Origin of the sequence: Luteimonas sp. R10 (genome assembly GCF_045689605.1) — a bacterium.
In the GTDB taxonomy this organism is placed as follows: domain Bacteria; phylum Pseudomonadota; class Gammaproteobacteria; order Xanthomonadales; family Xanthomonadaceae; genus Luteimonas.
Window position 1 is genome coordinate 1,383,298 of record NZ_CP141262.1, and the last position, 24,923, is coordinate 1,408,220.

Genomic DNA, 24,923 nt, shown 5'->3' on the forward strand with positions numbered 1-24,923 from the left:
GCCGCCGTCCCCATGAGGGCGACGTGCCGTGACGCCCGCGGATGCTGACAGGTTCCGGAGCCGTGAACCAGTGACCGGCGCGGGTGCGCGCAGGGCGCCCTGCGGGCCGAGCGGAATCGATGCGCCGGGTCGGCTGCAGGGATATCCTGTTGCGGCCTTCCGGACGCGTGCAGCGATGCGCGGGTGGCGGCTTGCGCGGCTCCTACGAGACCTCTTGTGCGCGCCCGTGCTTCTCGCGCTCGATCGCGCGCCAGCCGATGTCGTGGCGGTGGAACTCGCCGTACCAGGAGATGCCGGCGACTTCGGCATAGGCGTTGCGCTGCGCCTGGGTGACCGTGTCGCCCAGGGCGCACACGCACAGCACGCGGCCGCCGGCGGTGACGACGTGTCCGCCCTCGACGCGGGTGCCGGCGTGGAAGACCTTGCTGCCCTCCGGTTCGGGCACGTCCCAGGCGTTGATGGCGTCGCCGGTGCGCGGCTTGCCGGGATAGCCTTCCGCGGCCAGCACCACCCCGAGCGCGGCGCGCGGGTCCCATTGCGGTTGCACGGCGTCCAGGCGGCCGTCGATGCCGGCCTCGATCAGCTCGGCGAAATCCGACTGCAGGCGCAGCATGACCGGCTGGGTCTCGGGATCGCCGAAGCGGACGTTGAACTCGATCACCTTGGGCGCGCCGGACCTGTCGATCATCAACCCGGCGTAGAGGAAACCGGTGAACGGCGCGCCGTTGGCGGCCATGCCGCGCACGGTCGGTTCGATCACCTCGCGCAGGATGCGCGCGTGCACCTCGGGAGTCACCACCGGCGCCGGGGAATAGGCGCCCATGCCGCCGGTGTTGGGGCCGGTGTCGCCGTCGCCGACGCGCTTGTGGTCCTGGCTGGTGGCCATCGGCAGCGCGGTCTTGCCGTCGACCAGGGCGATGAAGCTGGCCTCCTCGCCGTCGAGGAACTCCTCCACCACCACCCGTGCGCCGGCCTCGCCGAAGGCGTAGCCGGACAGCATGTCGGTGATTGCGGCCTCAGCCTCGGCCAGCGTCATGGCCACGACCACGCCCTTGCCGGCGGCCAGGCCGTCGGCCTTGACCACGATCGGCGCGCCCTTGTCCTGCACGTACTCGAGCGCGGCCTCGGCTTCGGTGAACACCGCGTAGTGGGCGGTGGGGATGCCGTGGCGGGCGAGGAAGTCCTTGGCGAAGGCCTTGCTGCCTTCCAGCTGCGCGGCCGCGGCGGTGGGGCCGAAGATGCGCTGGCCGGCGTCGCGGAAGCGGTCGACGATGCCGGCGACCAGCGGGCCCTCCGGGCCGACCACGGTGAGGGCGACGTTCTCGCGTCGCGCCAGCGCCAGCAGGCCGTCGATGTCGCCGGCGGCGACCTCGACGTTGCGGCATTTCGGCTCGGCGGCGGTGCCGGCGTTGCCGGGCGCGACCAGCACCTCGGCGACCCGCGCCGACTGTGCGAGTTTCCAGGCCAGCGCGTGCTCGCGGCCGCCGGAGCCGATCACCAGTAGCTTCATTCCGTGCCTCCTCCCGATTGCGATGCGCGTGCGCGCCGGTAGTGCCGCGCGCGCAGCACCAGCATAACGAGGGTGAGCGCGGTCAGCGGCACCACGAAGCGCATCATGATCGCGCTGTAGGCGGGCAGCGCGTCGTGGCCGGCCGCGTCCAGCAGCAGGTAGGCCACGTACGCGGCGTAGTAGGCCAGGAACACCGCGCCTTCCCAGCGCCGGATGCAATGGCCGGTGTAGAAGATCGGCAGGCAGGCCAGCGCCACCGCCGTCATCACCGGCAGGTCGAAGCGGATCACCGCCGCGCCCACCGCCAGGCCCTGCGGCGACACCAGCGCGGTCAGCGCCAGCACCAGCAGCAGGTTGAGCACGTTGCTGCCGATCACGTTGCCGACCGCCATCTCGCGCTCGCCGCGCAGCACCGCCAGCAGCGAGGTGGCGATCTCCGGCAGCGAGGTGCCGACCGCCACCACGGTCAACCCGATGACCAGTTGGCTCACGCCCATTGCCGCGGCGACGCTGGTGGCCGCCTCGACCAGCCAGTCGGCGCCGAGCACCAGCAGCGCCAGGCCGGCGGCGACCAGCGCCAGGTCGAGCGCGCGGCTGGCGAGGCCATGGGGTACGTGGGCGGGCGCGTCGGGCGGTTCGCCGCCGCCGCCGCGCTTCGCGGTGCGCAACAGCAGCCCGAGGTAGCCGAGGCAGGCCAGGAACAGGGCGCCGCCCTCGAGGCGCGACAGCCGCCCGTCCGCCGTCAGCCCCATCACCGCGACCGAGCACAGGATCATCACCGGCACGTCCATCCAGATCAGCCGCCGCGCCACCACGAGCGGCGCGATCGCCGCGCTCATGCCGAGGATCAGCAGTACGTTGGTGATGTTGCTGCCGACCACGTTGCCCACCGCCAGGTCGGCCACGCCGTCGCGGGCGGCGCCGATGCCGACCGCCAGCTCCGGCGTGCTGGTGCCGAAGGCGACCACGGTCAGGCCGATCACCAGCGGCGACAGCCCGGTCGCGGCGGCCAGCCGCGAGGCGCCGCGTACCAGCATCTCCGCGCCGCCCAGCAGCGCCGCCAGGCCCCCGAGGAACAGCAGCAGCGTCATCGGCGGGCCCTAGTGCCGGAAGTGGCGCACGCCGGTGAACACCATGGCGATGTCGTGTTCGTCGGCGGCGGCGATCACCTCGGCGTCGCGCATCGAGCCGCCGGGCTGGATCACCGCGCGGATGCCGGCCGCGGCGGCGGCATCGATGCCGTCGCGGAACGGGAAGAAGGCATCGCTGGCCATCGCCGACCCGGGCACGGCCAGCCCGGCCTCCCCGGCCTTCAGGCCGGCGATCTTCGCGCTGACCACGCGGCTCATCTGCCCGGCGCCGACGCCGACGGTGCGCCCGTCCTTCGCATAGACGATGGCGTTGGACTTGACGTACTTGGCCACCCGCCAGGCGAACAGCAGGTCGCCCAGTTCGGCGTCGTCCGGCGCGCGCCGGCTGACCACCTCGAGTTCCTCGCGCGCGACCTCGCGGACATCCGCGGTCTGCATCAGCAGGCCGGAGCCGACGCGCTTGACGTCGATGCTGTTGCGGCCCTCGCCGTGCGGGATGCGCAGCACGCGCACGTTGGCCTTCTTCGCGCAGCAGGCGAGGGCGTCGGCGTCGTAGTCGGGCGCGATCAGCACCTCGACGAACTGGCGGTCGAGGATCGCCTTGGCCGTTGCGGCGTCGAGCGTGCGGTTGAAGGCGATGATGCCGCCGAAGGCCGAGGTCGGGTCGGTGGCGTGGGCGCGCTCGTAGGCCTCGCCGCAGTCGCCGGCGACCGCCACCCCGCAGGGATTGGCGTGCTTGACGATCACGCAGGCCGGGGCGTCGAACTGGCGCGCGCATTCCCAGGCGGCGTCGGCATCGGCGATGTTGTTGTAGGACAGTTCCTTGCCCTGCAGCTGGACGAAAGTGGCCAGCGTGCCGGGGGCCGGCCACAGGTCGCGGTAGAAGGCGGCCTGCTGGTGCGGGTTCTCGCCGTAGCGCAGGTCCATCACCTTGACGAAGTTGCCGTTGCTCTGCGCGGGGAACACGGCGCGGCCCGCGGCGCCGGCGTCGGACGGCTCGGCGATCGCCGAGAGCACGTCGCTGATGCGCGCGTCGTACTGGGCGACGCGGTTGAACGCCGCCACCGACAGCGCGAACCGGGTGCGCTGCGACAGCGTGCCCCCGTTCGCGGCGAGTTCCTCGACGAGGCCCCCGTACTGCGCCGGGTCGGTCGCCACGGCGACGTGGGCGAAGTTCTTCGCCGCCGCGCGCAGCATCGCCGGGCCGCCGATGTCGATGTTCTCGACGATGTCGTCGAACTTCGCGTCGGGCCGGTACGCCACGCACTCGAACGGATACAGGTTCAGCACCAGCAGGTCGATCGGGGCGATGCCGTGCTCGGCCATCACCGCGTCGTCGGTGCCGCGTCGGCCGAGCAGCCCGCCGTGGATCTTCGGGTGCAGGGTCTTCACCCGGCCGTCCATGATCTCGGGAAAGCCGGTGGCCTCGGACACGTCGCGCACCGGCAGCCCGGCCTCGCGGATCGCCCGCGCGGTGCCGCCGGTGGACAGCAGCTCGATGTCGCGCTCGGCCAGCGCGCGGGCCAGGTCGATCAGCCCGGTCTTGTCGGACACGGACAGCAGGGCCCGGCGCACGGGCAGACGGTCGAGTGACATAGGTGGGGAATGGCGGCGCGGAACCGGAATTATAGCGTCCGCGGCCGAGGCGGAAGGCGAGGAACGAGTGAAAGAGGAGTGAGAAGCGAGTAAAAAGCGGGCGCCGCCCCCTATTCGTTTCTCACTCCCAAGCCTTTCAGTTGAGCCCGTAGTCGCGCAGCTTCTTGCGCAGCGTGGCGCGATGGATGCCGAGCATCGCCGCGGCGCGGCTCTGGTTGCCGTCGCAATGGTTCAGCACCTCGACGAACAGCGGGATCTCCAGTTCGCGCAGTGCGATCTCGTACAGGTTGTCCGCGCCGCAGCCGTTGAGGTCGCCGATGTAGCGGCGCACGGAATTGGCGACGTGGTCGCGCAAGGGCGTGCGTTGTCCGGAGCGGTTGCTGGGATCGGGGCGTTCGGCGTTCAAGATCGTGTCCGGGTGGCGCGTTGCTGCAACCGTCGCAGCAGTCGCATGCCGCGCTGGAGAGGCGGCGTCGGACCTTCGACGGGGGAGCGAGTCTAGCGCGCCAGGCATGGACGCGCCAAGACGCACCGCACGATCGCGATGTGCGCGGCTATTCAAAGTCGAAGTTGAACGCGACCGTATGCGGCGAAGGTTCCAGCACGTCGATGCGGACGGTCGCGCGTTGTCCGCTGGTCATTCCCGCTGGGGCGGGGGGCTGTCCGAGATACTCCTCCGGCGGGAAGCGACGCTGGCCCAGCGTGCGGCCGTCGATGTCCGACAGGCGCAGGACCAGGTATGGCCAGGCCTGCGTCCAGCGCGCGTCGTTGCGGAAGGTCGCGTTCACCCGCAGCACGCCCGCGAGTCCGGGATGCGGACGCACGTCGCGCTGCAACAGGACAATGGCCTCCGGTTCGCGCCAGGGCGGAAGCGTGCAGCCGATCGTGTCGCAGACCGAAGCGAGCAGCGGCCGCCACTGCGGGTCGGCCGCAAGCCGGGCGCGGTCGGCCAGCAGCAGTTGCAGCACCAGCAACAGCGTGAGCGTCACGGCCGCGGCCACGGCCGGCCAGCGTCGGCGCAGTGCCTGTACGCCGGTGGCGCGCAGGTGGCGCTGGGCGAAGCTGGGAGCGGGCTTGGCCGGCCCCCCGGCGTGGCCGGCGCCGGGCGCCGGCTCGGGCGCTGGTGTCTTCGGACCTTCGCCGTCGTGGGGCTGCTCCGTCGCATCCGGGGCGTTTGCGGCGGTGTCGTCGCTCGGCCGGCGCGCCGCGGCGGCGGGAACGTCGTCCTCGTCAGCGGAGGCAGCGGCTTCCGTGGCTTCGGCGGACGTGGCCGCGGGCGCGGGCGGCTGCGGTGGCGCTGCGGCCGCCGCCGCAGGAGGCGTGGGCGGTGCCGGGTCGGGCGTGGCGCCAGGCGCGCCGGAAGACCCGGCGGGAGGCGTGGTGGGCACTGCGGCAGGCATTGCCGGCGCCGGTACCGGCGGTGGCGTGGCGGGCGCCGATGGCGTCGCGGGTTCGGTCGGCGTCGGTGCGGCGGGGCGGACCGGCGCGGGGGGCGCAGCCGGCGCCGGACCGGCGGCGACCTGCGCGAGGCCGTCGCGCAGCGCGAAGCCGCAGCGCGGGCAGCGCTCGGGCGGCAGGTCGGTGGCCAGGTCGGTCGCCACCAGTGCGCTGCAGTTCGGGCAATTGACGAACATGGCGCGCTAGCCGATGTCCGGCGCGGGCCGCGACGGCGGCACCGCCGGCGTCGTCCGCCCCCGGCGCCGGGTCATTGTCCGGTCATGCGTCGACATCCGTTCTTCTCCCCGTGCGCGGCGCGGCCGGCTCGAAGGAGGGCATGCCGCCCCGGTATTCAATCATGCCGGCGCACGCCGTCGATGCGAACCCAGTCACCTTCGTGCGCAACCGCCAGCGATTCGAACCATGGGCGGTAGCGCCGGAGCACGTCTTCCTGCTGCCCGTCGAGGATGCCGGACAGCGCGATGCGCCCGCCCGGCGCCACCCGCTCGGCGAGCGGCTCGGCGAGCGCGTCGAGCGCGGCGGCGAGGATGTTGGCGACGACGACAGGGTACGGGCCGGCCGGCGCGTCCTGCGGCAGGGCGACCTGCAGGCGCGCACCGACGTCGTTGCGTTCGGCGTTGTCGGCGCTGGCCAGCAGCGCCTGCGGGTCGTTGTCGATGCCGACCGCGCGCGCGGCGCCCAGCTTCAACGCCGCCAGCGCCAGGATGCCGCTGCCACAGCCGTAGTCGAGCACCTCGCGGCCCTGCAGCGCGCCCTCGGCGGCGAGCGCGTCGAGCCATTGCAGGCACAGCGCGGTGGTCGGGTGGGTGCCGGAGCCGAAGGCGAGGCCGGGATCGAGCCGCACCACGGCGGCGCCGGCGTGCGCCGCCTCGTCCGGCAGGTCGCTGTTCCAGGGCACGATCCAGGTGCGCGCGCCGAGCCGCAGCGGCGCGTAGCGGTCCATCCACGCGCGCTCCCAGTCCTGGTCGCCGACGTTGCGGAACGCGGCCCTGGACCAGTCCAGCGCCGGATCGAAGGCCTCCAGCGCCGCGAGCAGCAGCAGCGCATCGGTGTCGTGCGGAAACAGCGCGCTGAGCTCCAGCGTGTTCCACAGCGGCGTTTCACCGACCCCCGGCTCGAGGATCGCGCGCTCGTTGGCGGTCTCGGCATCGGCGTCGAGCATGGTCACCGCCAGCGCGCCGACGTCGGCCAGGGCGCACTCGTAGCGCGGCTGTTCGGCCTCGCTGCATCGCAGCGACAGTTCGAGATGGGGCATGGCGGGGGACCGGGAGGGGGAGGCGAATGGTGCGGCGCCCGGCCCCGGGCGTAAAGGGCGCGGGGCCGCGGTTCCCGCCCGCGCGCGCGATTCGGCCCGATGGCGCCGCCGGAATTGCTCTAAGATGGCCGCCTGGCGGGGCCGCGGATCGGCGAGAGGTCGATGCGACAGCCTCGCCCGATCGGCCGCGCCGCGCGGTCGTCTGGTGCGTCGGTTCCCCGCAGGAGACGGATCCGGTGATAGGCAGTGAGGTCTTCCGCAGATGCCCGGCGTGCTGACGACGGCAGCCCGGACGCGGTTGCCGCGAATGGATATGGCCATGTCCTGGAACAAGCCGCTGGTGGTCGCTGCCGTGCTGGCGCTGCTCGTCGGCGCCGCGCTGTACCAGCGCGCCGGAGAACGCCCCGGGCCGGTGCCGGCGATGGACGATGCCGGCGACTTCGGAAACACGGCCGCCCTGGTGACGTCCACGGGCGCCGTGCCCGCGCCAGCCAAGGAAGCCGCCGCGGCGCATGCGTTGCCGGGCGCGGACGACCGGCGTCGCCAGCTGCGCCGCGGGTTCGAGCGCGCCCCCGATCTCTATGCCTACCTGCAGTCGCTGCTCCCGGCCGCGCGTGCCGGCGAAGCCGACGCGATCTGGCTGGTCAGCCGCGTCTACGAGTACTGCGCACCCTACGCCGGCGATCCCGCCGCCTATGCCGACGACACCCGCCTGTTCGGCGAAATGAAACTGCGCGCGTCCGAGGCCATGACGGCCGCGCGCGAGCGCGTGAGCCGCCGCTGCATGCGGTTCGCCCCCGAGGACGGCCTGGACTACCGGACGATCCTTCTCAGGCGTACGCAGGCCGCGGAGGCCGGCAGCCTGGCGGCCGAGGCTTCGCTGCTGGCGATGGGCGAGCCGCTCGACGACAGCAAGGCCTACCGCCGCGACCTGGCCGATCGCGTGCAGCGCTCGGCCGATCCGGAGGCCTTCATCGCGCTGGCGCCGGCGATGGGGGTGATGGCGGCCGGCGACGACGCCCACGCCGGCCAGGTGGCCGGCAGCCAGCTCACCGAACTGGCATGGCAACTGGCGGGATGCGAGTTGGGACAGGACTGCAGTGCGGAGGGTCCGCTGATGACGAACTATTGCGCCAACGGCGGCATCTGCTCGCAGGACGAGGAACAGGATTTCCAGACGTTCGTTTACGACGCTGCGATTCCGCGACAGGGGGCGGAGGTCGTCGATGACATGATTGACTCGCTGCTGAGGAGCGAGGGAGTACCGAGATGAAAAACAAGCGCTTCGTGCACAAGATCAAGTTCTACTTCTGGGTGCTGCTGTTCGTCGCCTATTCGGTCACCGCGGCCGGGGTCATGATCGACGCGCTCCACGACAATTACCGGGAACTGTCGCAAGTCGCCGTGACCACGGTGGATGCACCGGCCGAGGTGCGGATGAGCGGGGCCTCGCAGATCGCCGCGGTCTACCGCGCGCAGAGCGGGGCGCCGTTCTCGTCGCTGCCGCCGGGGAGCACCTTCAAGGTGGTCTGGCCGGACGGTTCCAGCGAGTACGTGACCGTGGTCAGCCAGTCCTCCGGCGTCGGCGTGCAGCCGGTCCCGGGCACGCAGCGCATCGCGCCGGAACAGATGTCGCCGTCTTCGGAGCTGCAGATCCTGCCGGTGGATCCGCTGGACGAACCGGACGCGGCGATCGAGTTCCGCTGATCCGTGCGGGAGCGACGGCAGTCGCGACAGCGAAGTCGCGACTGCCGTCGCTCCCGCATCGAAGCGCCGCGTCGAGGCGGCGCCTTCTCGCCCTGCCTCAGCCGATCGACAGCGACTTGTCGCGGCGCTCGGCCAGCCGCTTTTCCAGGTAGTGGATGTTCTGGCCGCCGGTCTGGAAGCCGACGTCGCGCATGATCCGCTGCTGCAGCGGAATGTTGGTCCGGATGCCGTCGATCACCATCTCGTTCAGCGCCACGCGCATGCGCGCGATCGCCTGCGCGCGATCGGCGCCGTGCACGATCAGCTTGCCGATCATCGAGTCGTAGTCGGGCGGCACCCGGTAGCCCTCGTAGATGTGCGAATCCACGCGCACGCCCGGACCTCCCGGCGCGTGGAAGTGCTGGATCAGCCCGGGCGAGGGCATGAAGCTCTCCGGATCCTCGGCGTTGATCCGGCACTCGATCGCGTGCCCGCGCAGCACCACGTCCTGCTGCCGGATCGACAGCGGCCGGCCGGCGGCGATCAGCAGCTGTTCGCGCACCAGGTCGATGCCGGTGACCAGCTCGGTGACCGGGTGCTCGACCTGGATGCGGGTGTTCATCTCGATGAAGTAGAAGCGGCCGTCCTCGTACAGGAACTCGAAGGTGCCGGCGCCGCGATAGCCGATGCGCAGGCAGGCCTCGACGCAGACCTTGCCGATCGCGGCGCGCTGCTCCTCGTCGATGCCCGGCGCCGGCGCCTCCTCGACCACCTTCTGGTGGCGGCGCTGCATCGAGCAGTCGCGCTCGCCCAGGTGCACCGCGTTGCCCTGTCCGTCGGCCAGCACCTGGATCTCGACGTGGCGCGGGTTCTCGAGGAACTTCTCCATGTAGACCATGTCGTTGCCGAACGCGGCCTTGGCTTCCTGCTTGGTGGTGGTGATCGCGGCCGACAGCGCGGCCTCGGTGTGCACCACGCGCATGCCGCGCCCGCCGCCGCCGCCGGCCGCCTTGACGATCACCGGGTAGCCGATCTCGCGGGCGACGGCGATGTTGGCTTCGGCGTCGTCGCCGAGCGGCCCGCCGCTGCCGGGCACGCAGGGCACGCCGGCCTCCTTCATCGCCCGGATCGCCTCGACCTTGTCGCCCATCAGGCGGATGGTGTCGGCCTTCGGGCCGATGAACACGAAGCCCGACTGCTCCACGCGCTCGGCGAAGTCGGCGTTCTCGCTGAGGAAGCCGTAGCCGGGGTGGATCGCCTGCGCGTCGGTCACCTCGGCCGCGGCGATGATCGCCGGCATGTCCAGGTAGCTGCGCGCCGACGGCGCCGGGCCGATGCAGACCGACTCGTCGGCCATGGCCACGTGCTTGAGGTTGCGGTCGACGGTGGAATGCACCGCCACCGTGCGGATGCCGAGCGCGTGGCACGCGCGCAGGATGCGCAGCGCGATTTCACCGCGGTTGGCGATGACGACTTTATCAAGCATGGGATTGGGGATTCGGGATTGGGGATTCGTAGGAGACGTCGGGCTCGCGGATGCGAGAGGCTTCGAGCGAACGGATCAGGGCGTTGAGTCGGGCGAAGGTGCGGTCGAGCAGGTCGGCAAGCGAAGCATCATGTGCCAGGTAGCCGAGGCGTTGCGAGATCTCCAGTTGCGTGCCGATCTCGGCGAGCGATCCGCGGGCCATCGAGAGAAACCGCAGGTATTCCGCCGTCGAACGCCGTGCGGCACCCTCGGCGATGTTGGACGGAACGCTGACCGCGGCACGGCGCAACTGCATGCCCAGGCCGAGGCGCTCGGCCTCGGGAAACGGGGCGGTGACCCGATAGATCCATTCGACGAGCGCCATCGCATCGCGCCAGACATCCAGGCGCTCATGCGGTCGCTGCTTTTCCGAATCTCGAATCACGAATCCCCAATCCCGTCGTGATCGGCGTCAGCCGATCACGAACAACGGCTGATCGAACTCCACCGGCTGGCCGTTCTCGCACAGGATCGCGAGCACGATGCCTTCGATGTCGGCTTCGATCGGGTTGAACATCTTCATCGCCTCGATGATGCCCAGCGTCTCGCCGGCCTTGACGGCCTGGCCGACGCTGACGAAGGCCGGCTTGTCCGGCGCCGGCGAGGCGTAGTAGGTGCCGACCATCGGCGACTTGACCGTGTGCCCCTCCGGCAGCGCCGCGCCGCCCGCGTCCGGCGCCGACGCGGGTGCGGCGGCGCCGCGGCCGCCGGTGGCGGCGTCGACCGGCGACTGCATCGGCATCGACGGCTCGGCGCCGCGCGCCACCGGCATCGGTGCCGCCGGCGGTGCGTAGACGGGACCGGTCTGCAGCCGCGACAGGCGCACCGATTCCTCGCCTTCCTTGATCTCGATCTCGGAGAGGTTGGATTCCTCGAGCAGGTCGATCAGCTTCTTGATTTTTCGCAGGTCCATGGTGGCCTCTGTGGTGTCCCGGCGTTCGCCGCCGGGCGGGGACATGGGGTTCGTGGGTTCAGCGGGCGAGGCGGGCGAGCGCCGCCTCCAGCGCGTAGCGGTAGCTGTCGGCACCGAAGCCGCAGATCACGCCGACGGCCAGGTCGCTGAAATAGCTGGTGTGGCGGAACGGTTCGCGCGCGTGCGGGTTGGACAGGTGCACCTCGATGAACGGGATCGCCACCGCGGCGAGCGCGTCGCGCAGGGCCACCGAGGTGTGGGTGAACGCGGCCGGGTTGACCAGCAGGAAGCCGGTGCCGTCCTCGCGCGCCGCCTGCACCCGCTCGACCAGCACGTGCTCGGCGTTGGACTGCAGGCTCTCGAGCGCATGGCCCGCGGCCGCGGCGCGGCGCGCCAGTTCGGCATCGATCTCGGCGAGCGTGGCGCGGCCGTAGACCTCCGGCTCGCGCGTGCCGAGCAGGTTGAGATTGGGGCCATGCAGGAGCAGCAGCTTCGCCATCGGGCGCCGGGGCCGGAAACAGGCGCGCAGTCTGGGGCAAGCGGCCGATGCTGTCCAGTTCGCCGATCTTCGGCGAATTTAAGCGTTTGTTTGAGTTTCCGCTCTAATCATTGGCGGCGGCGGCAAGTGCGCGGCGACCGCCGTGCTAGGGCCGGGCCCAGCCCTCGACCTCGCCGTCCTCGAACGGGCCGATGCGCTGCTTCAGCACGCGGCCGTCGGCCGAGACCAGCACCGAGTACGGCAGCACCCCGCGCGGGTTGCCCAGGCGCACGCCGGCGTCGGCGCGGCCGGGGGCGTCGATCGCCAGGGGATAGGACACCGGGACCCGCTGCAGGAAATCGCGTACCGCCGCCGGGTCGTCCAGGGCGATGCCGAGCACGCGGGTGCCGTCGTCGCCCTGTGCGCGGGCGTAGCGGTCCAGCTCCGGCATTTCGCGGATGCAGGGGCCGCACCAGCTGGCCCAGACGTTGACCAGCAGCGGACGGCCGGCGAAGTCGTCCGGCAGGGCGATGTCGCCCCCGTCCAGGGCGGCCACGGCGAATGCCGGCAGCACCTCGCCGCGTTTCGCCACCGCCACGCCCTCCGGGGCCGCGGGCGCATTGGCCTGCAGCACCTGCTGGGCGATCCGCTGCCCGGGCTCGGTGCGCAGCAGCGGCCCGGGGCCGCGGGTCAGCAGGCCGGCGACCACGCCCAGCGTGCCGGCCGCGACCGCCACCAGCACGATCTTGGTGCCCGACCGCATCAGCGGCCTTCGCCCGCGGCGCGCTGCACGCGCGCGGCGAACGCCGCGGCCTTCTCGAAGCCGAACAGCCGCAGGTCGCGCCGTTCGTCGCCGTCGACGAAGAACAGCGTCGCCGGCGGGCCGACAATGCCGTAGCGGCGCATCAGCGCCTGGTCCTCGGCATCGTTGGCGGTCACGTCGGCCTTGAGCAGCACGAAACCGGCCAGCGCGTCCTGCACCTCGGCCTGCGGGAAGGTGTATTTCTCCATTTCCTTGCAGGCCACGCACCAGTCGGCATAGAAGTCGAACAGCAGCGGCCGCCCGGCGGCGTGGGCGGCGGCGATCTCCAGGTCCAGGTCGGCCACGGTCTTGATCCGGCGGAATGGCAGCGTCGCCTGCGGCTGCCGCGCCGCGGTCATGCCGTCCAGCGGCCGCAGCGGGTCGTGCCCGCCCGACATCGCCCCCAGCAGCTGCGCGGCGCCGGCCACCGCCAGCACCAGGCCGGCGAAGCGCGCCAGCAGGCGCGTGCGCGGCGTTGCGGTGCTCGCCGCCAGCGCCCACGCGGCCGCGGCCAATGCCAACAGGCCGTACAGGGCGAGGGTGGCCGGCCCGGGCAGGATCCGCGACAGCATCCACACCGCCAGCCCCAGGAACACGAAGCCGAACGCCCGCTGCGCCGCCACCATCCACGGCCCGCTGGTCGGCAGCCCGCGCCCGGCGGCGACGCCGAAGGCCAGCAGCGGCAGGCCCATGCCCATCGCCAGCACGAACAACGCGGTGCCGCCCAGCACCGGGTCGCCGCTCTCGCCGATGTACAGCACCGCGGCGGCCAGCGGCGGCGCCACGCAGGGACCGACGATCAAGGCCGACAGCGCGCCCATCGCCGCCACCCCGGCCAGCGAACCGCCGCGCTGGCGGTCGCTGATCGCGCCGAGCCTGGCGCGGACCGCGGCCGGCAGCTGCAGCTCGTAGAGGCCGAACGCCGACAGCGCCAGCGCCACGAACAGCAGCGCGAACAGGGCGATGATCCACGGCGTCTGGAAGGCGATCTGCAGGTTGGCGCCGACCAGCGCCGCGACCACGCCGGCGGCGGTGAACACCAGCGCATTGGCCAGCACGTAGACGAACGACAGCAGCAGCGCGCGGCCGGTGCCCAGGCGCGTGCCGGCGCCGGCGATCAGTCCCGACAGGATCGGGATCATCGGCAGCACGCAGGGCGTGAACGCCAGCAGCAGGCCGGCGCCGAAGAAGCCGAGCAGGGTCAGCAGCCGGTCCGGGCCGGCCAGCGCTGCGGCCAGGCGGCTGTCGTCGGCCTGCGGCGCGGGTGCGGACCGGGTGTCGGCGGTGATGGGGGTCGTGGTGTCGGCCGCGGGGGCGTCGGTCGCCGGCTGCGGCGGTGTCGCGGGTGTCGCGACTTCCGTCGCTCCCACGGTCTCCGCGCCGATGGCGTCCGCGGGCACCGGCGGTGCGGCGGTGGCCGATTGCGCCGGCGCGCCGGCGCTCGCTGCGGCCTGGCCCGGCGGCAACGCCACCGTCACCGTGCGCGTCATCGGTGGGTAGCAGATGCCCTCGTCCTGGCAGCCCTGGAAGGTCGCGGTGAGGCTGACCTCGGCGGCATCGGGGCGGGTGCGCCGCAGCGGCAGCGGCACGTCGACCTGGTCGAAGTACACCACCACCTCGCCGAAGTGCTCGTCGTGGTGCTCGACCCCGCGCGGCCATGCCGGCGTGCCCGCGGCGATGCCGTCGGCGCCGGCGAGCGCGAACGTGCTGCGGTCGCGGTACAGGTAGTAGCCGGGCGCCGGGGTGAACCGCATCAGGATGGTGTCGCCGTCGCCGGCGATCGCCTCGAAACCGAACGCCTGGTCCGGCGGCAGCGGCAGCGGCTGCATCGGGCCTTCGCCGGCGATCCCCGCCCGCGCGTTGCCGCCGCCCAGCGCACGGCCGAGCGCAGCGAGGCGGTCGCCGCCCGCGGAACCGGACGCGCCGCCGGCGGGAGCCGCTTCGGCGGCCGCCGGCAGGCGCACCTGCACCGTCTGCGTCTGCGGCGGATAGCACACGCCGATGTCGGCGCAGCCCTGGAATTTCACCCGCAGCGGCAGCGAGGCCATGCCGTCGGCGGGCGCGCCGGTCACCACCGCGGTCACGCTGTCACGGTAGGTCTCCACCTCGCCGAAGAATTCGTCGTGGTGCTTGTGGCCGGCGGGCAGCTGTAGGGGGTTGACCTTGAAGCCTTCGTCGAGCCGCTCCACGCCGAAGCGGTGCCGGTACAGGTAATAGCCGTCGGCGATCTTCCAGTGCAGTTCGATGCGCTCGCGCGTGGGCGCGGTCGCGGTCAGCGCGAAGGCCTGCTCCACCGGCAGCAGGTCGTCCACGTCCGCCGCCGCCGCGGGCGCGGTGGCGAACAGCCCGGACAGGCACAACAGCGCGGCGGCGGCGCGGCGCCGCCCGGTGGTCGACGGGCTCAAGGCTGCGGCTCCAAATCGGTCTCCCGGGCGATCCAGTCGAGATAGGCGGACAGGCCGCCGGCGCTTTCGACCGCGATCACCTCGGGCAGTTCATACGGATGAAGCGCGACGATGCGCGCGGTCACGGCCTGCAGCCGCGCCGGCGCGGTCTTGATCAGCAGCAGGACCTCCGTATCGCGCTCGACCGCGTCGCGCCACCGGTACACCGATTCCACGCCCGGGAGCAGGTTCACGCAGGCCGCCAGCCGCTCGCCGACCAAGGTCTCGGCGATGCGCGAGGCGACGTCGCGGTCAGGGCAGGCGCACAGGCAGATCAGGGCGTTCAAGCTAAGGGGGCCGGGGTCGCGCGGGGCGTATAGGGTAGCCGAGGCCCGCCGATGGCGATCCGCGGTGCCGCGATCCAGGCCGGTACGGCGCCGGCGCCCGTCCGGCATCGACGTCCGGCACGCGCATATCCTGTACCGGTGGGTTTAAGATACGCGCCCCCTGCTTTCCCGTCCGGTGCTCGCCATGCGTCGTTCCCTTTCCTCCCCCGTCGCGCTGCTGGCCGCGGCGGTCCTGTCCGCGCTGCCTGCCTCCGCGGTCCTGGCGCAATCGCGGTTCGAGATCGGCGGCGGCGTCTCGGCCACGCGCGGCAACGAGACCACGCCGGTGGTCGCCGCGGCGTGGCTGCCCGAATGGCGGCCGATGGGCCATGCGGTCCTGCGCTGGGAGCTGGGCGCGATCCACGTGCGCGGGCGCGACGACACCCGGCTGGACCTGGAGGACGAGGTGACCGTCGCCCACGCCGGGCTGCGCTACGAGCGCACCGACAACGGCCTGACCCTGGGGTTCGGCGTCGGCGCCCAGGCCGGCGAGACCGATGCCCTGTCGGGCGATCCGCAGTTCGTCACCACCGCCGGCTGGCGCTGGAACCGCTTCTCGCTGCTGGCCAGGCATATCTCCAATGCCAGCCTGCACCAGCCGAACGACGGCGAGACCATGCTGACGGCGGCCTGGCGCTTCTGACGACCCGCCCCGCCGGCATCCCCACCGCCGGTCCGGACCCGCCCTCGAAATTTTTTTTGCCGAAGGGCCCTTGAAAGGCGCGCGGGCGGACCCATTTCCCGTCCATCCCGGCGCTGCCGGGTTTTGCCGTCCGTGCGCCTGGCACTCTCCTTGGGCGAGTGCTAAGGTCGCCGCCCAATTTGCAATCCGATCAATCATTTAGCGAGGATCGAAATGAGCAACATCAAGCCGCTCTACGACCGTGTGGTCATCAAGCGTACCGAAGAAGAAAAGATGTCCGCCGGCGGCATCGTGATCCCGGACTCCGCCACCGAGAAGCCGATCCGGGGCGAAGTCGTCGCCACCGGCGAGGGCAAGGCGCTCGACAACGGCAGCGTGCGCGCACCGAAGGTCAAGGCCGGCGACCAGGTCCTGTTCGGCAAGTACAGCGGCACCGAGGTCAAGCTGGACGGCACCGAGTACCTGGTGGTCCGCGAGGACGACATCCTCGCCGTTCTCGGCTGAGCCGAGAACGGCCGTGATTCGGGATTGGTGATTGGTGATTCGCTAGAAGCAAATGCTTCGCGAAGCACCCGCCTCCGACCCGGACCACGCTTTTCCGCTCTTACGAATCACGAATCACTAATCACGAATCCCGGAGTTTCAAATGGCAGCCAAAGAAATCCGTTTCGGTGAAGATGCGCGCTCGAAGATGGTGCGCGGTGTCAACGCCCTCGCCAATGCCGTCAAGGCCACCCTCGGCCCGAAGGGCCGCAACGTCGTGCTCGAGAAGAGCTTCGGCGCCCCGACGATCACCAAGGACGGCGTGTCCGTCGCCAAGGAGATCGAGCTGGCCGACAAGTTCGAGAACATGGGCGCGCAGATGGTCAAGGAAGTCGCGTCCAAGACCTCCGACAACGCCGGCGACGGCACCACCACCGCCACCGTGCTGGCGCAGGCGATGATCCGCGAGGGCATGAAGGCGGTCGCCGCCGGCATGAACCCGATGGACCTCAAGCGCGGCATCGACAAGGCGGTGATCTCCGCCGTCGAGCAGCTCAAGAACATCAGCAAGCCCACCGCCGACGACAAGGCGATCGCCCAGGTCGGCACCATCTCCGCCAACTCCGACGAGTCGGTCGGCACCATCATCGCCGACGCGATGAAGAAGGTCGGCAAGGAAGGCGTGATCACGGTCGAGGAAGGCTCGGGCCTGGACAACGAGCTGGACGTGGTCGAGGGCATGCAGTTCGACCGCGGCTACCTGTCGCCGTACTTCATCAACAACCAGCAGTCGATGTCGGCCGAGCTGGAGGATCCCTTCATCCTGCTGCACGACAAGAAGATCTCCAACGTGCGCGATCTGCTGCCCGTCCTCGAGGGCGTGGCCAAGGCCGGCAAGCCGCTGCTGATCGTCGCCGAGGAAGTCGAGGGCGAGGCCCTGGCGACCCTGGTGGTCAACACCATCCGCGGCATCGTCAAGGTCTGCGCCGTCAAGGCCCCGGGCTTCGGCGACCGTCGCAAGGCGATGCTCGAGGACATGGCCGTGCTGACCGGCGGCACCGTGATCTCCGAGGAAGTCGGCCTGCAGCTGGAGAAGGCCACCATCAACGACCTGGGCCGCGCCAAGAAGGTGCAGGTGACCAAGGAGAACACCACCATCATCGACGGCGCCGGCGACACCGCGGGCATCGAGTCGCGCATCAAGCAGATCAAGGCGCAGATCGAGGAGACCTCCTCGGACTACGACCGCGAGAAGCTGCAGGAGCGCGTGGCCAAGCTGGCCGGCGGCGTGGCGGTGATCAAGGTCGGCGCCTCGACCGAGATCGAGATGAAGGAGAAGAAGGCCCGCGTCGAGGACGCCCTGCACGCCACCCGTGCGGCGGTCGAGGAGGGCGTGGTCCCGGGCGGCGGCGTCGCGCTGATCCGCGCGCTGCAGGCCATCGGCGACCTCAAGGGTGCCAACGAGGACCAGAACCACGGCATCAACATCGCCAAGCGCGCGATGGAAGCGCCGCTGCGCGAGATCGTCGCCAACTGCGGCGAGGAGCCGAGCGTGGTGCTGAACAAGGTGGCCGACGGCAAGGGCAACTACGGCTACAACGCCGCCAACGGCGAGTACGGCGACATGATCGAGTTCGGCATCCTGGACCCGACCAAGGTCACCCGCTCGGCGCTGCAGAACGCGGCCTCGATCGCCGGCCTGATGATCACCACCGAGGCGATGGTGGGCGAGCTGCCGAAGAAGGAAGAGCCGGCCGGCGGCGGCATGGGCGGCGGCGGCATGGGCGGCATGGGCGGCATGGATTTCTAAACCCCTGCGCCCGAGCACGCACGCCTTCCGCGATGCGGACGGCGTGGCGCCGCAAGCGTCGAAAGGCCCCGCAGCGATGCGGGGCCTTTTTGTTGCCGGCGCGCGGGCGCGACCGCGTACGGCGCAGCGATCTAAGCGCTTGTCCGGTACGCCAGGCCGGTGGCCGCGACCACGATCGCGATCGCGAGGCCCGTGAACGCCCTGCGGTGCATCGTCCACAGCAGCTGCAGGCTGCGGCCGCGGTCGTCGAAGCGGCCGTGCGAGGCCTGTGCGTCTTCTGCAACAACGATCTTTCCCGCGTCAGAAAAGAACAACAAGCGGGCAAGCTGCGGAACATGGCCGTAGAGCCGAGCTTGCTCGGCTGCCCCGGGCTGCGGAGCCGAAGGCAGCGGAGCAAGCTCCGCTCTACGCCCCCAAGCGGTGTCGCTCAGAAAGGAAGCCGGCCGGCTCTACCCACTCGTTTCTCGCTCACGGCCGCACCGCGGGCGTCTCGATCGGCAGCCCTTCGGCACGCTGCATCAGGTAAAGCTCCAGGTCGATCATTTCCGGAGCGCCGAACGGATACGGTTCGGCGCGCACGCCGATCATGCAGTTGCGCAGGCGCCGCTGCAGGGAACCGAGCGACTGCCACTCCAGCCGGTACAGCGGGTAGCCGGTGGGATGCGCCTGCGGGATCGGGTTGCCGCCGAGGCGTTCGCCCCAGTTGTCGTCGTGGCAGGCGGCGCAGGCGAGGTCGAGCTGCCCGATGCGGCGCTCGAACAACTGCCGGCCATGCTCGCGGAACGGTGCCAGGCGCGGATCCGGCGGTGGCGCGGCCGGATGCCCGCGCGACTGGTGCGCGACGTAGGCGGTGAGGGCGAGCAGTCCGCGGCTCTCGTGCTCCAGCGGTTCGGCCTGCTGGTGCGTGCGCCGGCACCGGTTGATCCGGGTCGCGAGGTCCACGGGCCGTTCGAGCGCTTCGTCGAACGCGGGGTAGGCGGCGGCCACGCCGCGCATGCTGTCGGCCGCATCGCCGTGGCAGCCGCTGCAGGCGACGTCGGCCGCGCCCTGCGGCGTGTCCCAGGCCTGTTCGCCTTCGAGCACCCAGAGCATGCCGGGGTTGCCGGTGTCGTCCTCCTGCATCGCCCGCGTCCCGGGCGACATGAAGTCGGCGCCGGACCGGCGCTGGTCGCGCGGGATGTCGGCCGCCACCGCCGCGGCGACCGCGAGGACGGTGCAGACGGCGACCGTGTGCCGCATGCGCCGCGCCATCAATCCACCGCGATCTCGGCCGACTCGGTGTACGTCTGCCCGGCGTCGTCGGTCCAGGTGAAGGTCAGCGTGCCGCTGGCGGTGGCGACGGTGCTGAAGGCCAGGAACGGATTGGCGGAGATCGCGGGGAACAGCTCCGCCGCGAAGACCTCCTCGCCGTCGTAGCGGCAGCTGAAGCGGTGGATGATGTCGCGCGGGATGGCGACGCCGTTCGGCCCCATCCGGTGGCCGGTTTCCATCGGGTGCGAGATCATCGCCTTGATCTCGATGATCTCGCCGCGGCGGGCGGTCTCGGGCACGTTGATCAGGGCGCGGGTCACGACAGGTCCTCGATGCAGGCGGCCAGGGTCACGATCACGTTCGTCTCGCTGGAGCGGAAGCTGCCGTCGCTCATCTCCGCCACGGCGACGACCGTCTGCGCGGTCGCCAGGCGGATCCGGGTCGCGATCCGCGCCCGCCCGGCGCGCGGCCCCAGGTGGAACACGGCGACATCCGCCTGCGGGTTCTTCTCGTTGAACAGCGCGATCCGGTGCACGTGGTCGTCCGCGCTCATCGCGCTGTCCACGGTCACGGTGACGCCGACGGCATTGCCGTTCTCGACCAGCGGCGGAATCTCCAGCCGCATCCCGCCGGCGGGCGCGTCGGCGCCGCCGGTGAAGCCGCGCACCGCCTCGTCCAGGGACGGCCGCGCCGCCGCGCGCGCGGGCAGCGCCAGCACGACCAGCCCCGCCGCGGCAGCGACGAGGAAGTCGCGCCGTCCGAGCGCGCCCGGTTTCTTGTACGCCATGCCCGCGCAGGCGGGCACCGGGCGCCTTTCGCCGGGAGAACGCGCGCCGAAGTCGCTGGATGCCCGTCGGCGCGGGCATGACGGTGCCGTCGGCGCCGCCGCCGGTTTCCGACCTGCGTCGGAAGCACGGGGAGATGAAGCTTCCCTCGGCCTGTCGCCGCGCATGGTCATTCCTTCAACGTCGCCAGATAGGCGACCAGATCCTCGATCTCGTCGTCCTCCAGCACCGGCTTGCCGCGCCAGGCGGCCGCGATGCGCCTGGCGCCGCCGTCGTCGGCATCGTCCGCGGTACGGCGGTAGGTCGGCATGATGCTCGCCGGATTGATCGCCTTCATGTCGGCGATGCGCAGGCGCAGCTGGCCTTCCGAGAGCCGGCTCCCGATCCCGGTCAGGTCGGGCGCGAGCGTGCCGTGCAGGTGCGGATCGGGGAAGGGCCCGGCGTGGCACAGCAGGCACAGGCTCCGGTGGCGATCGTTCATCAGCGCCGCGCCGCGTTCCGCATCGCCGGCAGGCACCCCCGGAGGCCGGGGAAGCGCGTCGCCTTCGACGGCGGCGTGCACCGGCGCGTCCTGCGCCCCGGCCGCGCACGCGGCCGCACTCGCCAAGCCAAGGCACAGCGCCAGCCGCCGCGCGCCCTTCATTCCCTTCCGCGCCGATACGCCGCCGGCACCGTAGAGCGGAGCTTGCTCCGCTGCTCCCGGCTCCGAAGCCCGAAAGCAGCCGAGCAAGCTCGGCTCTACGCGTTCCGATACCGCCTGGGGGTTCATCCGAACACCTCGCCGGTGATCGTCCGGAACCAGCTTTCCGCGTACATCGCTTCCAGCGCGCGCGTCGCCGGCGGCGCGTCGGCCGCGCTGACGCCGCCCGCGCCCTCGATCTCGGTCAGCAGTTCGTCGCCGGGGCGGTAGACGCCGGCGACCGAGATGCCGTAGCCGGGCGCGACCAGGCTGTAGCAGGTGTTGACGAGCCGGGGCTCGGCCGGCGTGCGCTCGCGGACCAGGTCGACCACCGCCGCCGCGCAGACCTTGGCCTGCGCGTTGGCGGCGAAGGCGGACTTGGGCATGGCGCCGGCGATGATCGCATCGCCGATCACGTGGATGCCCGGCCGCAGCCGGGACTCGAAGGTGACCGGATCGACCGGGCACCAGCCGGTGCGGTCGGCCACGCCCGCCACCGCCGCGATCGCGCCGGCGCGCTGCGGCGGGATGACGTTGGCGACGTCGGCGCGATGGCGGTCGAAGTCGGTGACCAGGGCCATGGCGCCGGGATCGACCTCCACGACCTGCCCGCCCATCGACAGCGGCACCCATTCGAGCAGGTCCGGGTACAGTTCGCGCCAGGCGGCCTGGAACAGCGACTGCTTGGAGAACTGGTCCTTGGCGTCCAGCACGATGAGCTTGGAGCGCGGCTTGTGGGTCTTCAGGTAGTGCGCGATCAGGCTCGCGCGTTCGTAGGGGCCGGGCGGGCAGCGGTACGGATTGGCCGGGACCGAGAGCATCACCAGCCCGCCGTCCTCCATCGCCTCCAGCTGGCGCCGTAGCCGCAGCGTCTGCTCGCCGGCCTTCCAGGCGTGCGGCATCGCGTCGGCGGCGGCGCGGTCGTAGCCGGGCAGGGCGTCGAAACGCAGGTCGATGCCCGGCGCCAGCACCAGGCGCGCGTAGTCCAGCGTGGTGCCGTCGTCCAGGCGCAGGCGGCGGCGGTCGGCATCGACCGCGCCGGCGCGGCTGCGGACCAGGCGCACGCCGGCGCGCTCGATGCCGTCGTAGCCGAACACCTGGGCGTCGGGATCGCGCAGGCCGGCGATCACCGCGTTGCTGAAGGGGCAGGCGGTGTAACGCGCCGCCGGCTCGACCAGGACCACGTCGAGGCCGGGGTCCAGCCGCTTCAACGCACGCGCGCAGCTGGCGCCGGCGAAGCCGCCGCCCACCACCACCACGCGCGGCGCCGCGCCGGCGCGAAGCCGCGGTGCCGAACCCAGCGCCGCCACGGCGGCGCCAGCGAGACCCTGCAGGACGTGTCTACGGCTCGGCATCCGGCGCTCCTGCGTCCCGACCGATCGTCTCTTTCCCGGTCGCGTCCCGTTCGCCCTCGGAGGCCAGCCACTCGGCGATGGCGCGGGTTTCTTCCTCGGTGAAGCCCCGGGCGATGCGGTCCATCACCGTCGCCTCGCGTTCGCCGCTGCGGAACGCGCGCATGTCGGCGACGATGCGCTCGGCGTCGAGCCCTTCCAGGCCCGGGATGCCATCGCCCGCGCCGGTCGGCGCATGGCAGCCCGAGCAGCTGCTCGCCCCCGGCGGCCCAGGCTGCGCCGCCGGCGCCGGGGAAACGGCCGCGACGGCGAGCAGCAGGGCGATGTGGCGTTTCGCCGTGGCCATTGTCAGTCAGCAACCAGGAGCCGGTACGGGACCATAGGATGGAACCGCTGTGGGAGTGGTGGCGGCATGCCGTCGCCGGGAAGTCGCGGCTGGCCGTCCGCGGAGTCGCGACTTCCGTCGCTCCCACAAGAGCAAAGCCGCTCCCACGGAAGCAAACTCGCCGGAATCGCCTGCAGCGGTTCCGCCGTGCGGTGCCGTCCTCGTTTCTCGTTCCTCTCCACTCGTTCCTCGCTTCTACGCCAGGTCGTGCTGCTTCAGCGGCAACGTCCGGATCCGCTTGCCGGTCGCCGCGAAGATCGCATTGAGCACGGCCGGCATGGCCACCGCGATGGTCGGCTCGCCGACGCCGCCCCAGAAGCCGCCGGACGGCACGATCACCGTTTCCACCGCAGGCATGTCCGCCATCAGCATCACCGGGTAGGTGTCGAAGTTCTCCTGCACCATGCGGCCGCCGTCGACGACGCATTCGCCGAACAGGCCCGCGGAAAGCCCGTAGACGAACGAACCTTCCACCTGCCGCTCGACCTGGGCCGGGTTGACCACGTGGCCGGGGTCGGTGGCGGCGACGATGCGGTGGATCCTGAGCCGGCCGTCGGTGACCGAGACCTCCGCCGCCGCGGCGACGTAGCTGCCGAAGCCCATGATCTGCGCCAGGCCGCGGTGCACGCCCGCCGGCGGCGCGCTGTCCCAGCCGACCCGTTCGGCGACCGCGTCCAGCACCGCCAGGTGCTTGGGATGGTTGGCCATCAGCCGGCGGCGGAACGCCAGCGGATCGACGCCGGCCGCGTGCGCCAGCTCGTCCATGAAGCATTCGACGTAGATCGCGTTCTGGTTGAGGTTGACCCCGCGCCAGAAGCCCGGCGGCACCGCCGGGTTGCGCATCGCGTGGTCGATCAGCAGGTGCTCGACGTCGTAGGCGAAGCTGCCTTCCGGGTTGTCCAGGAACAGTCCCTGGAACACCACCGGGTCCATGCCGCCCTGCATGCCCTCGGGCCGCACCGAGGCCAGGATCGACTGGCCCGAGATGCGCATGTGCAGCGCGGCGAGGTTGCCGTCGTCGTCCAGCGCGCCGGTCAGCTTGCACTGCGTGGTCGGATGGTAGGCGCCGTGCAGCATGTCCTCCTCGCGCGACCAGATCAGCTTCACCGGCGTGCCGGGGACCTGCCTGGCGATGCGCACCGCCTGCTGCACGTAGTCCTGGAAGCCGCGCCGGCCGAAGCCGCCGCCCAGGTGCAGCTTGTAGACCTCGCAGCGTTCCACCGGCAGCTCGGCGGCCTGGGCCGCGGCCGCCAGGCTGGCCTCGCCGTTCTGCGTCGGCACCCACACCTCGCACTTCTCCGGCGTGTACAGCGCGGTCGCGTTCATCGGTTCCATGGTCGCGTGGTGCTGGTAGGGAACGGCGTAGGTCGCGGTGACGGTCTTGCCGGCGTGCGCGGCCAGCGTGGCGCGCGCGTCGCCCGCCTGGGTGCCGATGAAGGCGTCGTCGGCGTCCAGGCCCTCGGCCAGCATGTCGGCGATCGCCGCGCTGGTCAGCGCCCGGTTCGGGCCTTCGTCCCAGACCACGGGAAGCGCGTCGAGCGCGGTCTTGGCGCGCCACCAGGTATCGGCCACCACCGCCACGGCGGTGTCGTCCACCCGCACCACGTGGCGGACGCCGGGCATGTCCGCGACCGCCGCGGCGTCGAAGCTTTCGAGTTTGCCGCCGAAGTACGGACAGGCGCGGATGGCGGCGTTGAGCATGCCCGGCAGCTGCACGTCGGTGCCGTAGACCTGCTTGCCGGTGAGCTTGTCGGCCGTGTCCAGCCGCGGCAGCGGCTTGCCGGCGATGGCCCAGTCCTGCGGATCCTTGAGCGGGATATCGGTGGGCGGTGTCAGCTGCGCTGCGGCCGTCGCCACCTTGCCGTAGGTCGTGCTGCGGCCGCTGGCGCTGTGGGTGATCACGCCCTTGGCCACCGTGCATTCGCCGGCCGGCACGCCCCATGCGTTCGCGGCGGCGGCGATCAGCATCTCGCGCGCAGCGGCGCCGCCCTGGCGCATGTAGTCGTGCGATTCGCGCACGCCGCGGCTGCCGCCGGTGGAGAAGTTGCCCCAGACACGGTCGCGCGCCACGCTCTGGCCGGGCGTGGGGTATTCGGTGGTCACATTCGCCCAGTCGCATTCGAGCTCCTCGGCGACCAGCTGCGCCAGGCCGGTCAGCGTGCCCTGGCCCATCTCGGAGCGGGCGATGCGGACCACCACGGTCTCGTCCGGCTGGATCACGACCCAGGCGTTGACCTCGCGCGCCGCCGCGCCGGGCTCCGCCGCCGCCGCGCTGCCGATCAGGGGCAGATGGAACCCGAGCGACAGGCCGCCGAGTGCGGTGGCCGAACCGATCAGGAAGCGGCGGCGGGAGAGGCTGACGTCGGCGGGCGTGCCGTCGTCGAGCCTGCCGTCGTTGCGCTTGCGGCGGTCGCGGGCGGCGCCGCGGGACTGGGTGTCGGTGATCGTCAT

25 protein-coding genes and 1 pseudogene are annotated in these 24,923 nt (G+C 71.6%); 5 read left to right on the plus strand and 21 right to left on the minus strand.

The window, feature by feature from the left end; translation table 11 throughout:
• Positions 1 to 202: 202 nt before the first annotated feature.
• The 6 genes from purD to prmA form a co-directional block, all read right to left on the minus strand.
• Positions 203 to 1,510, minus strand: coding sequence for a phosphoribosylamine--glycine ligase (purD, locus tag U3649_RS05880; protein ID WP_407353943.1), 1,308 nt, complete (start codon positions 1,508 to 1,510; stop codon positions 203 to 205).
• The gene (locus U3649_RS05885; RefSeq protein WP_407353944.1) at positions 1,507 to 2,601 is read right to left on the minus strand and encodes a calcium/sodium antiporter; all 1,095 of its coding nucleotides are present in this window, start codon (positions 2,599 to 2,601) and stop codon (positions 1,507 to 1,509) included. Before U3649_RS05885 ends, purD begins: the two co-directional genes overlap by 4 nt.
• A 9-nt stretch (positions 2,602 to 2,610) precedes the next feature.
• A complete protein-coding gene (gene purH, locus U3649_RS05890; RefSeq protein WP_407353945.1) occupies positions 2,611 to 4,197 on the minus strand; it encodes a bifunctional phosphoribosylaminoimidazolecarboxamide formyltransferase/IMP cyclohydrolase in 1,587 nt (528 codons plus the stop codon).
• Between the two features lie 136 nt (positions 4,198 to 4,333).
• Complete coding sequence (gene fis, locus U3649_RS05895) at positions 4,334 to 4,603, minus strand: DNA-binding transcriptional regulator Fis (RefSeq protein WP_407353946.1); 270 nt, start codon at positions 4,601 to 4,603, stop codon at positions 4,334 to 4,336.
• Positions 4,604 to 4,751: 148 nt separating this feature from the next.
• Positions 4,752 to 5,831, minus strand: a complete 1,080-nt coding sequence (locus U3649_RS05900) for a DUF3426 domain-containing protein (RefSeq protein WP_407353947.1) — start codon at positions 5,829 to 5,831, stop codon at positions 4,752 to 4,754.
• A 155-nt stretch (positions 5,832 to 5,986) separates the two neighbouring features.
• Entirely contained in the window at positions 5,987 to 6,910 is a 924-nt protein-coding gene (gene prmA, locus U3649_RS05905) for a 50S ribosomal protein L11 methyltransferase (protein ID WP_407353948.1), read from the minus strand.
• A gap of 319 nt (positions 6,911 to 7,229) precedes the next feature.
• On the opposite strand from prmA, the gene U3649_RS05910 reads away from it, so the two are divergent.
• Entirely contained in the window at positions 7,230 to 8,183 is a 954-nt protein-coding gene (locus U3649_RS05910) for a hypothetical protein (RefSeq protein WP_407353949.1), read from the plus strand.
• A pseudogene (locus U3649_RS05915) lies at positions 8,180 to 8,521 on the plus strand (hypothetical protein); the annotation flags it as partial. The gene U3649_RS05910 and the pseudogene U3649_RS05915, both read left to right, overlap by 4 nt.
• A 193-nt stretch (positions 8,522 to 8,714) precedes the next feature.
• Here the strand turns inward: U3649_RS05915 and accC are convergent.
• The 7 genes from accC to cutA form a co-directional block, all read right to left on the minus strand.
• Positions 8,715 to 10,082, minus strand: coding sequence for an acetyl-CoA carboxylase biotin carboxylase subunit (accC, locus tag U3649_RS05920; RefSeq protein WP_407353950.1), 1,368 nt, complete (start codon positions 10,080 to 10,082; stop codon positions 8,715 to 8,717).
• Positions 10,075 to 10,506: a four helix bundle protein gene (locus U3649_RS05925; protein WP_407353951.1), complete on the minus strand. Its 432-nt coding sequence runs from the start codon at positions 10,504 to 10,506 to the stop codon at positions 10,075 to 10,077. The genes accC and U3649_RS05925 overlap by 8 nt, the downstream gene beginning before the upstream one ends.
• 27 nt (positions 10,507 to 10,533) lie before the next feature.
• The gene (accB, locus tag U3649_RS05930; protein ID WP_407354552.1) at positions 10,534 to 11,034 is read right to left on the minus strand and encodes an acetyl-CoA carboxylase biotin carboxyl carrier protein; all 501 of its coding nucleotides are present in this window, start codon (positions 11,032 to 11,034) and stop codon (positions 10,534 to 10,536) included.
• 58 nt (positions 11,035 to 11,092) lie between these two features.
• The gene (aroQ, locus tag U3649_RS05935; RefSeq protein ID WP_407353952.1) at positions 11,093 to 11,533 is read right to left on the minus strand and encodes a type II 3-dehydroquinate dehydratase; all 441 of its coding nucleotides are present in this window, start codon (positions 11,531 to 11,533) and stop codon (positions 11,093 to 11,095) included.
• Between the two features lie 145 nt (positions 11,534 to 11,678).
• Positions 11,679 to 12,275: a TlpA disulfide reductase family protein gene (locus U3649_RS05940; protein WP_407353953.1), complete on the minus strand. Its 597-nt coding sequence runs from the start codon at positions 12,273 to 12,275 to the stop codon at positions 11,679 to 11,681.
• Positions 12,275 to 14,719, minus strand: coding sequence for a protein-disulfide reductase DsbD (gene dsbD, locus U3649_RS05945; protein WP_407353954.1), 2,445 nt, complete (start codon positions 14,717 to 14,719; stop codon positions 12,275 to 12,277). Before dsbD ends, U3649_RS05940 begins: the two co-directional genes overlap by 1 nt.
• On the minus strand, positions 14,716 to 15,045 hold the full coding sequence (gene cutA, locus U3649_RS05950) for a divalent-cation tolerance protein CutA (RefSeq protein ID WP_407353955.1): 330 nt from the start codon (positions 15,043 to 15,045) through the stop codon (positions 14,716 to 14,718). Before cutA ends, dsbD begins: the two co-directional genes overlap by 4 nt.
• 184 nt (positions 15,046 to 15,229) lie before the next feature.
• Between cutA and U3649_RS05955 the strand changes: the two genes are divergently transcribed.
• From U3649_RS05955 to groL, 3 genes are all read left to right on the plus strand, one after another.
• The gene (locus tag U3649_RS05955) at positions 15,230 to 15,727 is read left to right on the plus strand and encodes an acyloxyacyl hydrolase (RefSeq protein ID WP_407353956.1); all 498 of its coding nucleotides are present in this window, start codon (positions 15,230 to 15,232) and stop codon (positions 15,725 to 15,727) included.
• A gap of 213 nt (positions 15,728 to 15,940) precedes the next feature.
• Positions 15,941 to 16,231, plus strand: a complete 291-nt coding sequence (gene groES / locus U3649_RS05960; protein WP_407353957.1) for a co-chaperone GroES — start codon at positions 15,941 to 15,943, stop codon at positions 16,229 to 16,231.
• Positions 16,232 to 16,373: 142 nt separating this feature from the next.
• A complete protein-coding gene (gene groL / locus U3649_RS05965; RefSeq protein WP_407353958.1) occupies positions 16,374 to 18,020 on the plus strand; it encodes a chaperonin GroEL in 1,647 nt (548 codons plus the stop codon).
• A gap of 131 nt (positions 18,021 to 18,151) precedes the next feature.
• Here the strand turns inward: groL and U3649_RS05970 are convergent, their stop codons facing one another.
• The 8 genes from U3649_RS05970 to U3649_RS06005 form a co-directional block, all read right to left on the minus strand.
• Positions 18,152 to 18,337, minus strand: a complete 186-nt coding sequence (locus U3649_RS05970) for a hypothetical protein (protein WP_407353959.1) — start codon at positions 18,335 to 18,337, stop codon at positions 18,152 to 18,154.
• Between the two features lie 151 nt (positions 18,338 to 18,488).
• Positions 18,489 to 19,259, minus strand: a complete 771-nt coding sequence (soxA, locus tag U3649_RS05975) for a sulfur oxidation c-type cytochrome SoxA (protein WP_407353960.1) — start codon at positions 19,257 to 19,259, stop codon at positions 18,489 to 18,491.
• 11 nt (positions 19,260 to 19,270) lie between these two features.
• A complete protein-coding gene (gene soxZ, locus U3649_RS05980) occupies positions 19,271 to 19,591 on the minus strand; it encodes a thiosulfate oxidation carrier complex protein SoxZ (RefSeq protein ID WP_407353961.1) in 321 nt (106 codons plus the stop codon).
• Positions 19,588 to 20,058, minus strand: a complete 471-nt coding sequence (locus U3649_RS05985) for a SoxY-related AACIE arm protein (protein WP_407353962.1) — start codon at positions 20,056 to 20,058, stop codon at positions 19,588 to 19,590. Before U3649_RS05985 ends, soxZ begins: the two co-directional genes overlap by 4 nt.
• Before the next feature lie 167 nt (positions 20,059 to 20,225).
• Positions 20,226 to 20,618: a sulfur oxidation c-type cytochrome SoxX gene (soxX, locus tag U3649_RS05990; protein ID WP_407353963.1), complete on the minus strand. Its 393-nt coding sequence runs from the start codon at positions 20,616 to 20,618 to the stop codon at positions 20,226 to 20,228.
• 203 nt (positions 20,619 to 20,821) lie between these two features.
• Positions 20,822 to 22,090, minus strand: a complete 1,269-nt coding sequence (locus U3649_RS05995; protein WP_407353964.1) for an FAD-dependent oxidoreductase — start codon at positions 22,088 to 22,090, stop codon at positions 20,822 to 20,824.
• Positions 22,077 to 22,433 (minus strand): c-type cytochrome, encoded by a 357-nt coding sequence (locus tag U3649_RS06000; RefSeq protein ID WP_407353965.1) that lies wholly within the window; start codon positions 22,431 to 22,433, stop codon positions 22,077 to 22,079. The genes U3649_RS05995 and U3649_RS06000 overlap by 14 nt, the downstream gene beginning before the upstream one ends.
• A gap of 234 nt (positions 22,434 to 22,667) precedes the next feature.
• Complete coding sequence (locus tag U3649_RS06005) at positions 22,668 to 24,923, minus strand: molybdopterin cofactor-binding domain-containing protein (RefSeq protein ID WP_407353966.1); 2,256 nt, start codon at positions 24,921 to 24,923, stop codon at positions 22,668 to 22,670.

Coding starts and splice junctions, on each gene's coding strand:
- U3649_RS05910 (WP_407353949.1), top strand. CDS start 7,230: ATGTCCTGGAACAAGCCGCTGGTGGTCGCTGCCGTGCTGGCGCTGCTC.
- groL (WP_407353958.1), top strand. CDS start 16,374: ATGGCAGCCAAAGAAATCCGTTTCGGTGAAGATGCGCGCTCGAAGATG.
- soxA (WP_407353960.1), bottom strand. CDS start 19,259: ATGCGGCACACGGTCGCCGTCTGCACCGTCCTCGCGGTCGCCGCGGCG.
- U3649_RS05955 (WP_407353956.1), top strand. CDS start 15,230: ATGCGTCGTTCCCTTTCCTCCCCCGTCGCGCTGCTGGCCGCGGCGGTC.
- U3649_RS05885 (WP_407353944.1), bottom strand. CDS start 2,601: ATGACGCTGCTGCTGTTCCTCGGGGGCCTGGCGGCGCTGCTGGGCGGC.
- accC (WP_407353950.1), bottom strand. CDS start 10,082: ATGCTTGATAAAGTCGTCATCGCCAACCGCGGTGAAATCGCGCTGCGC.
- accB (WP_407354552.1), bottom strand. CDS start 11,034: ATGGACCTGCGAAAAATCAAGAAGCTGATCGACCTGCTCGAGGAATCC.
- aroQ (WP_407353952.1), bottom strand. CDS start 11,533: ATGGCGAAGCTGCTGCTCCTGCATGGCCCCAATCTCAACCTGCTCGGC.
- purD (WP_407353943.1), bottom strand. CDS start 1,510: ATGAAGCTACTGGTGATCGGCTCCGGCGGCCGCGAGCACGCGCTGGCC.
- U3649_RS05940 (WP_407353953.1), bottom strand. CDS start 12,275: ATGCGGTCGGGCACCAAGATCGTGCTGGTGGCGGTCGCGGCCGGCACG.
- U3649_RS05900 (WP_407353947.1), bottom strand. CDS start 5,831: ATGTTCGTCAATTGCCCGAACTGCAGCGCACTGGTGGCGACCGACCTG.
- U3649_RS05985 (WP_407353962.1), bottom strand. CDS start 20,058: ATGGCGTACAAGAAACCGGGCGCGCTCGGACGGCGCGACTTCCTCGTC.
- groES (WP_407353957.1), top strand. CDS start 15,941: ATGAGCAACATCAAGCCGCTCTACGACCGTGTGGTCATCAAGCGTACC.
- U3649_RS06005 (WP_407353966.1), bottom strand. CDS start 24,923: ATGACGATCACCGACACCCAGTCCCGCGGCGCCGCCCGCGACCGCCGC.
- U3649_RS05995 (WP_407353964.1), bottom strand. CDS start 22,090: ATGCCGAGCCGTAGACACGTCCTGCAGGGTCTCGCTGGCGCCGCCGTG.
- purH (WP_407353945.1), bottom strand. CDS start 4,197: ATGTCACTCGACCGTCTGCCCGTGCGCCGGGCCCTGCTGTCCGTGTCC.
- U3649_RS06000 (WP_407353965.1), bottom strand. CDS start 22,433: ATGGCCACGGCGAAACGCCACATCGCCCTGCTGCTCGCCGTCGCGGCC.
- prmA (WP_407353948.1), bottom strand. CDS start 6,910: ATGCCCCATCTCGAACTGTCGCTGCGATGCAGCGAGGCCGAACAGCCG.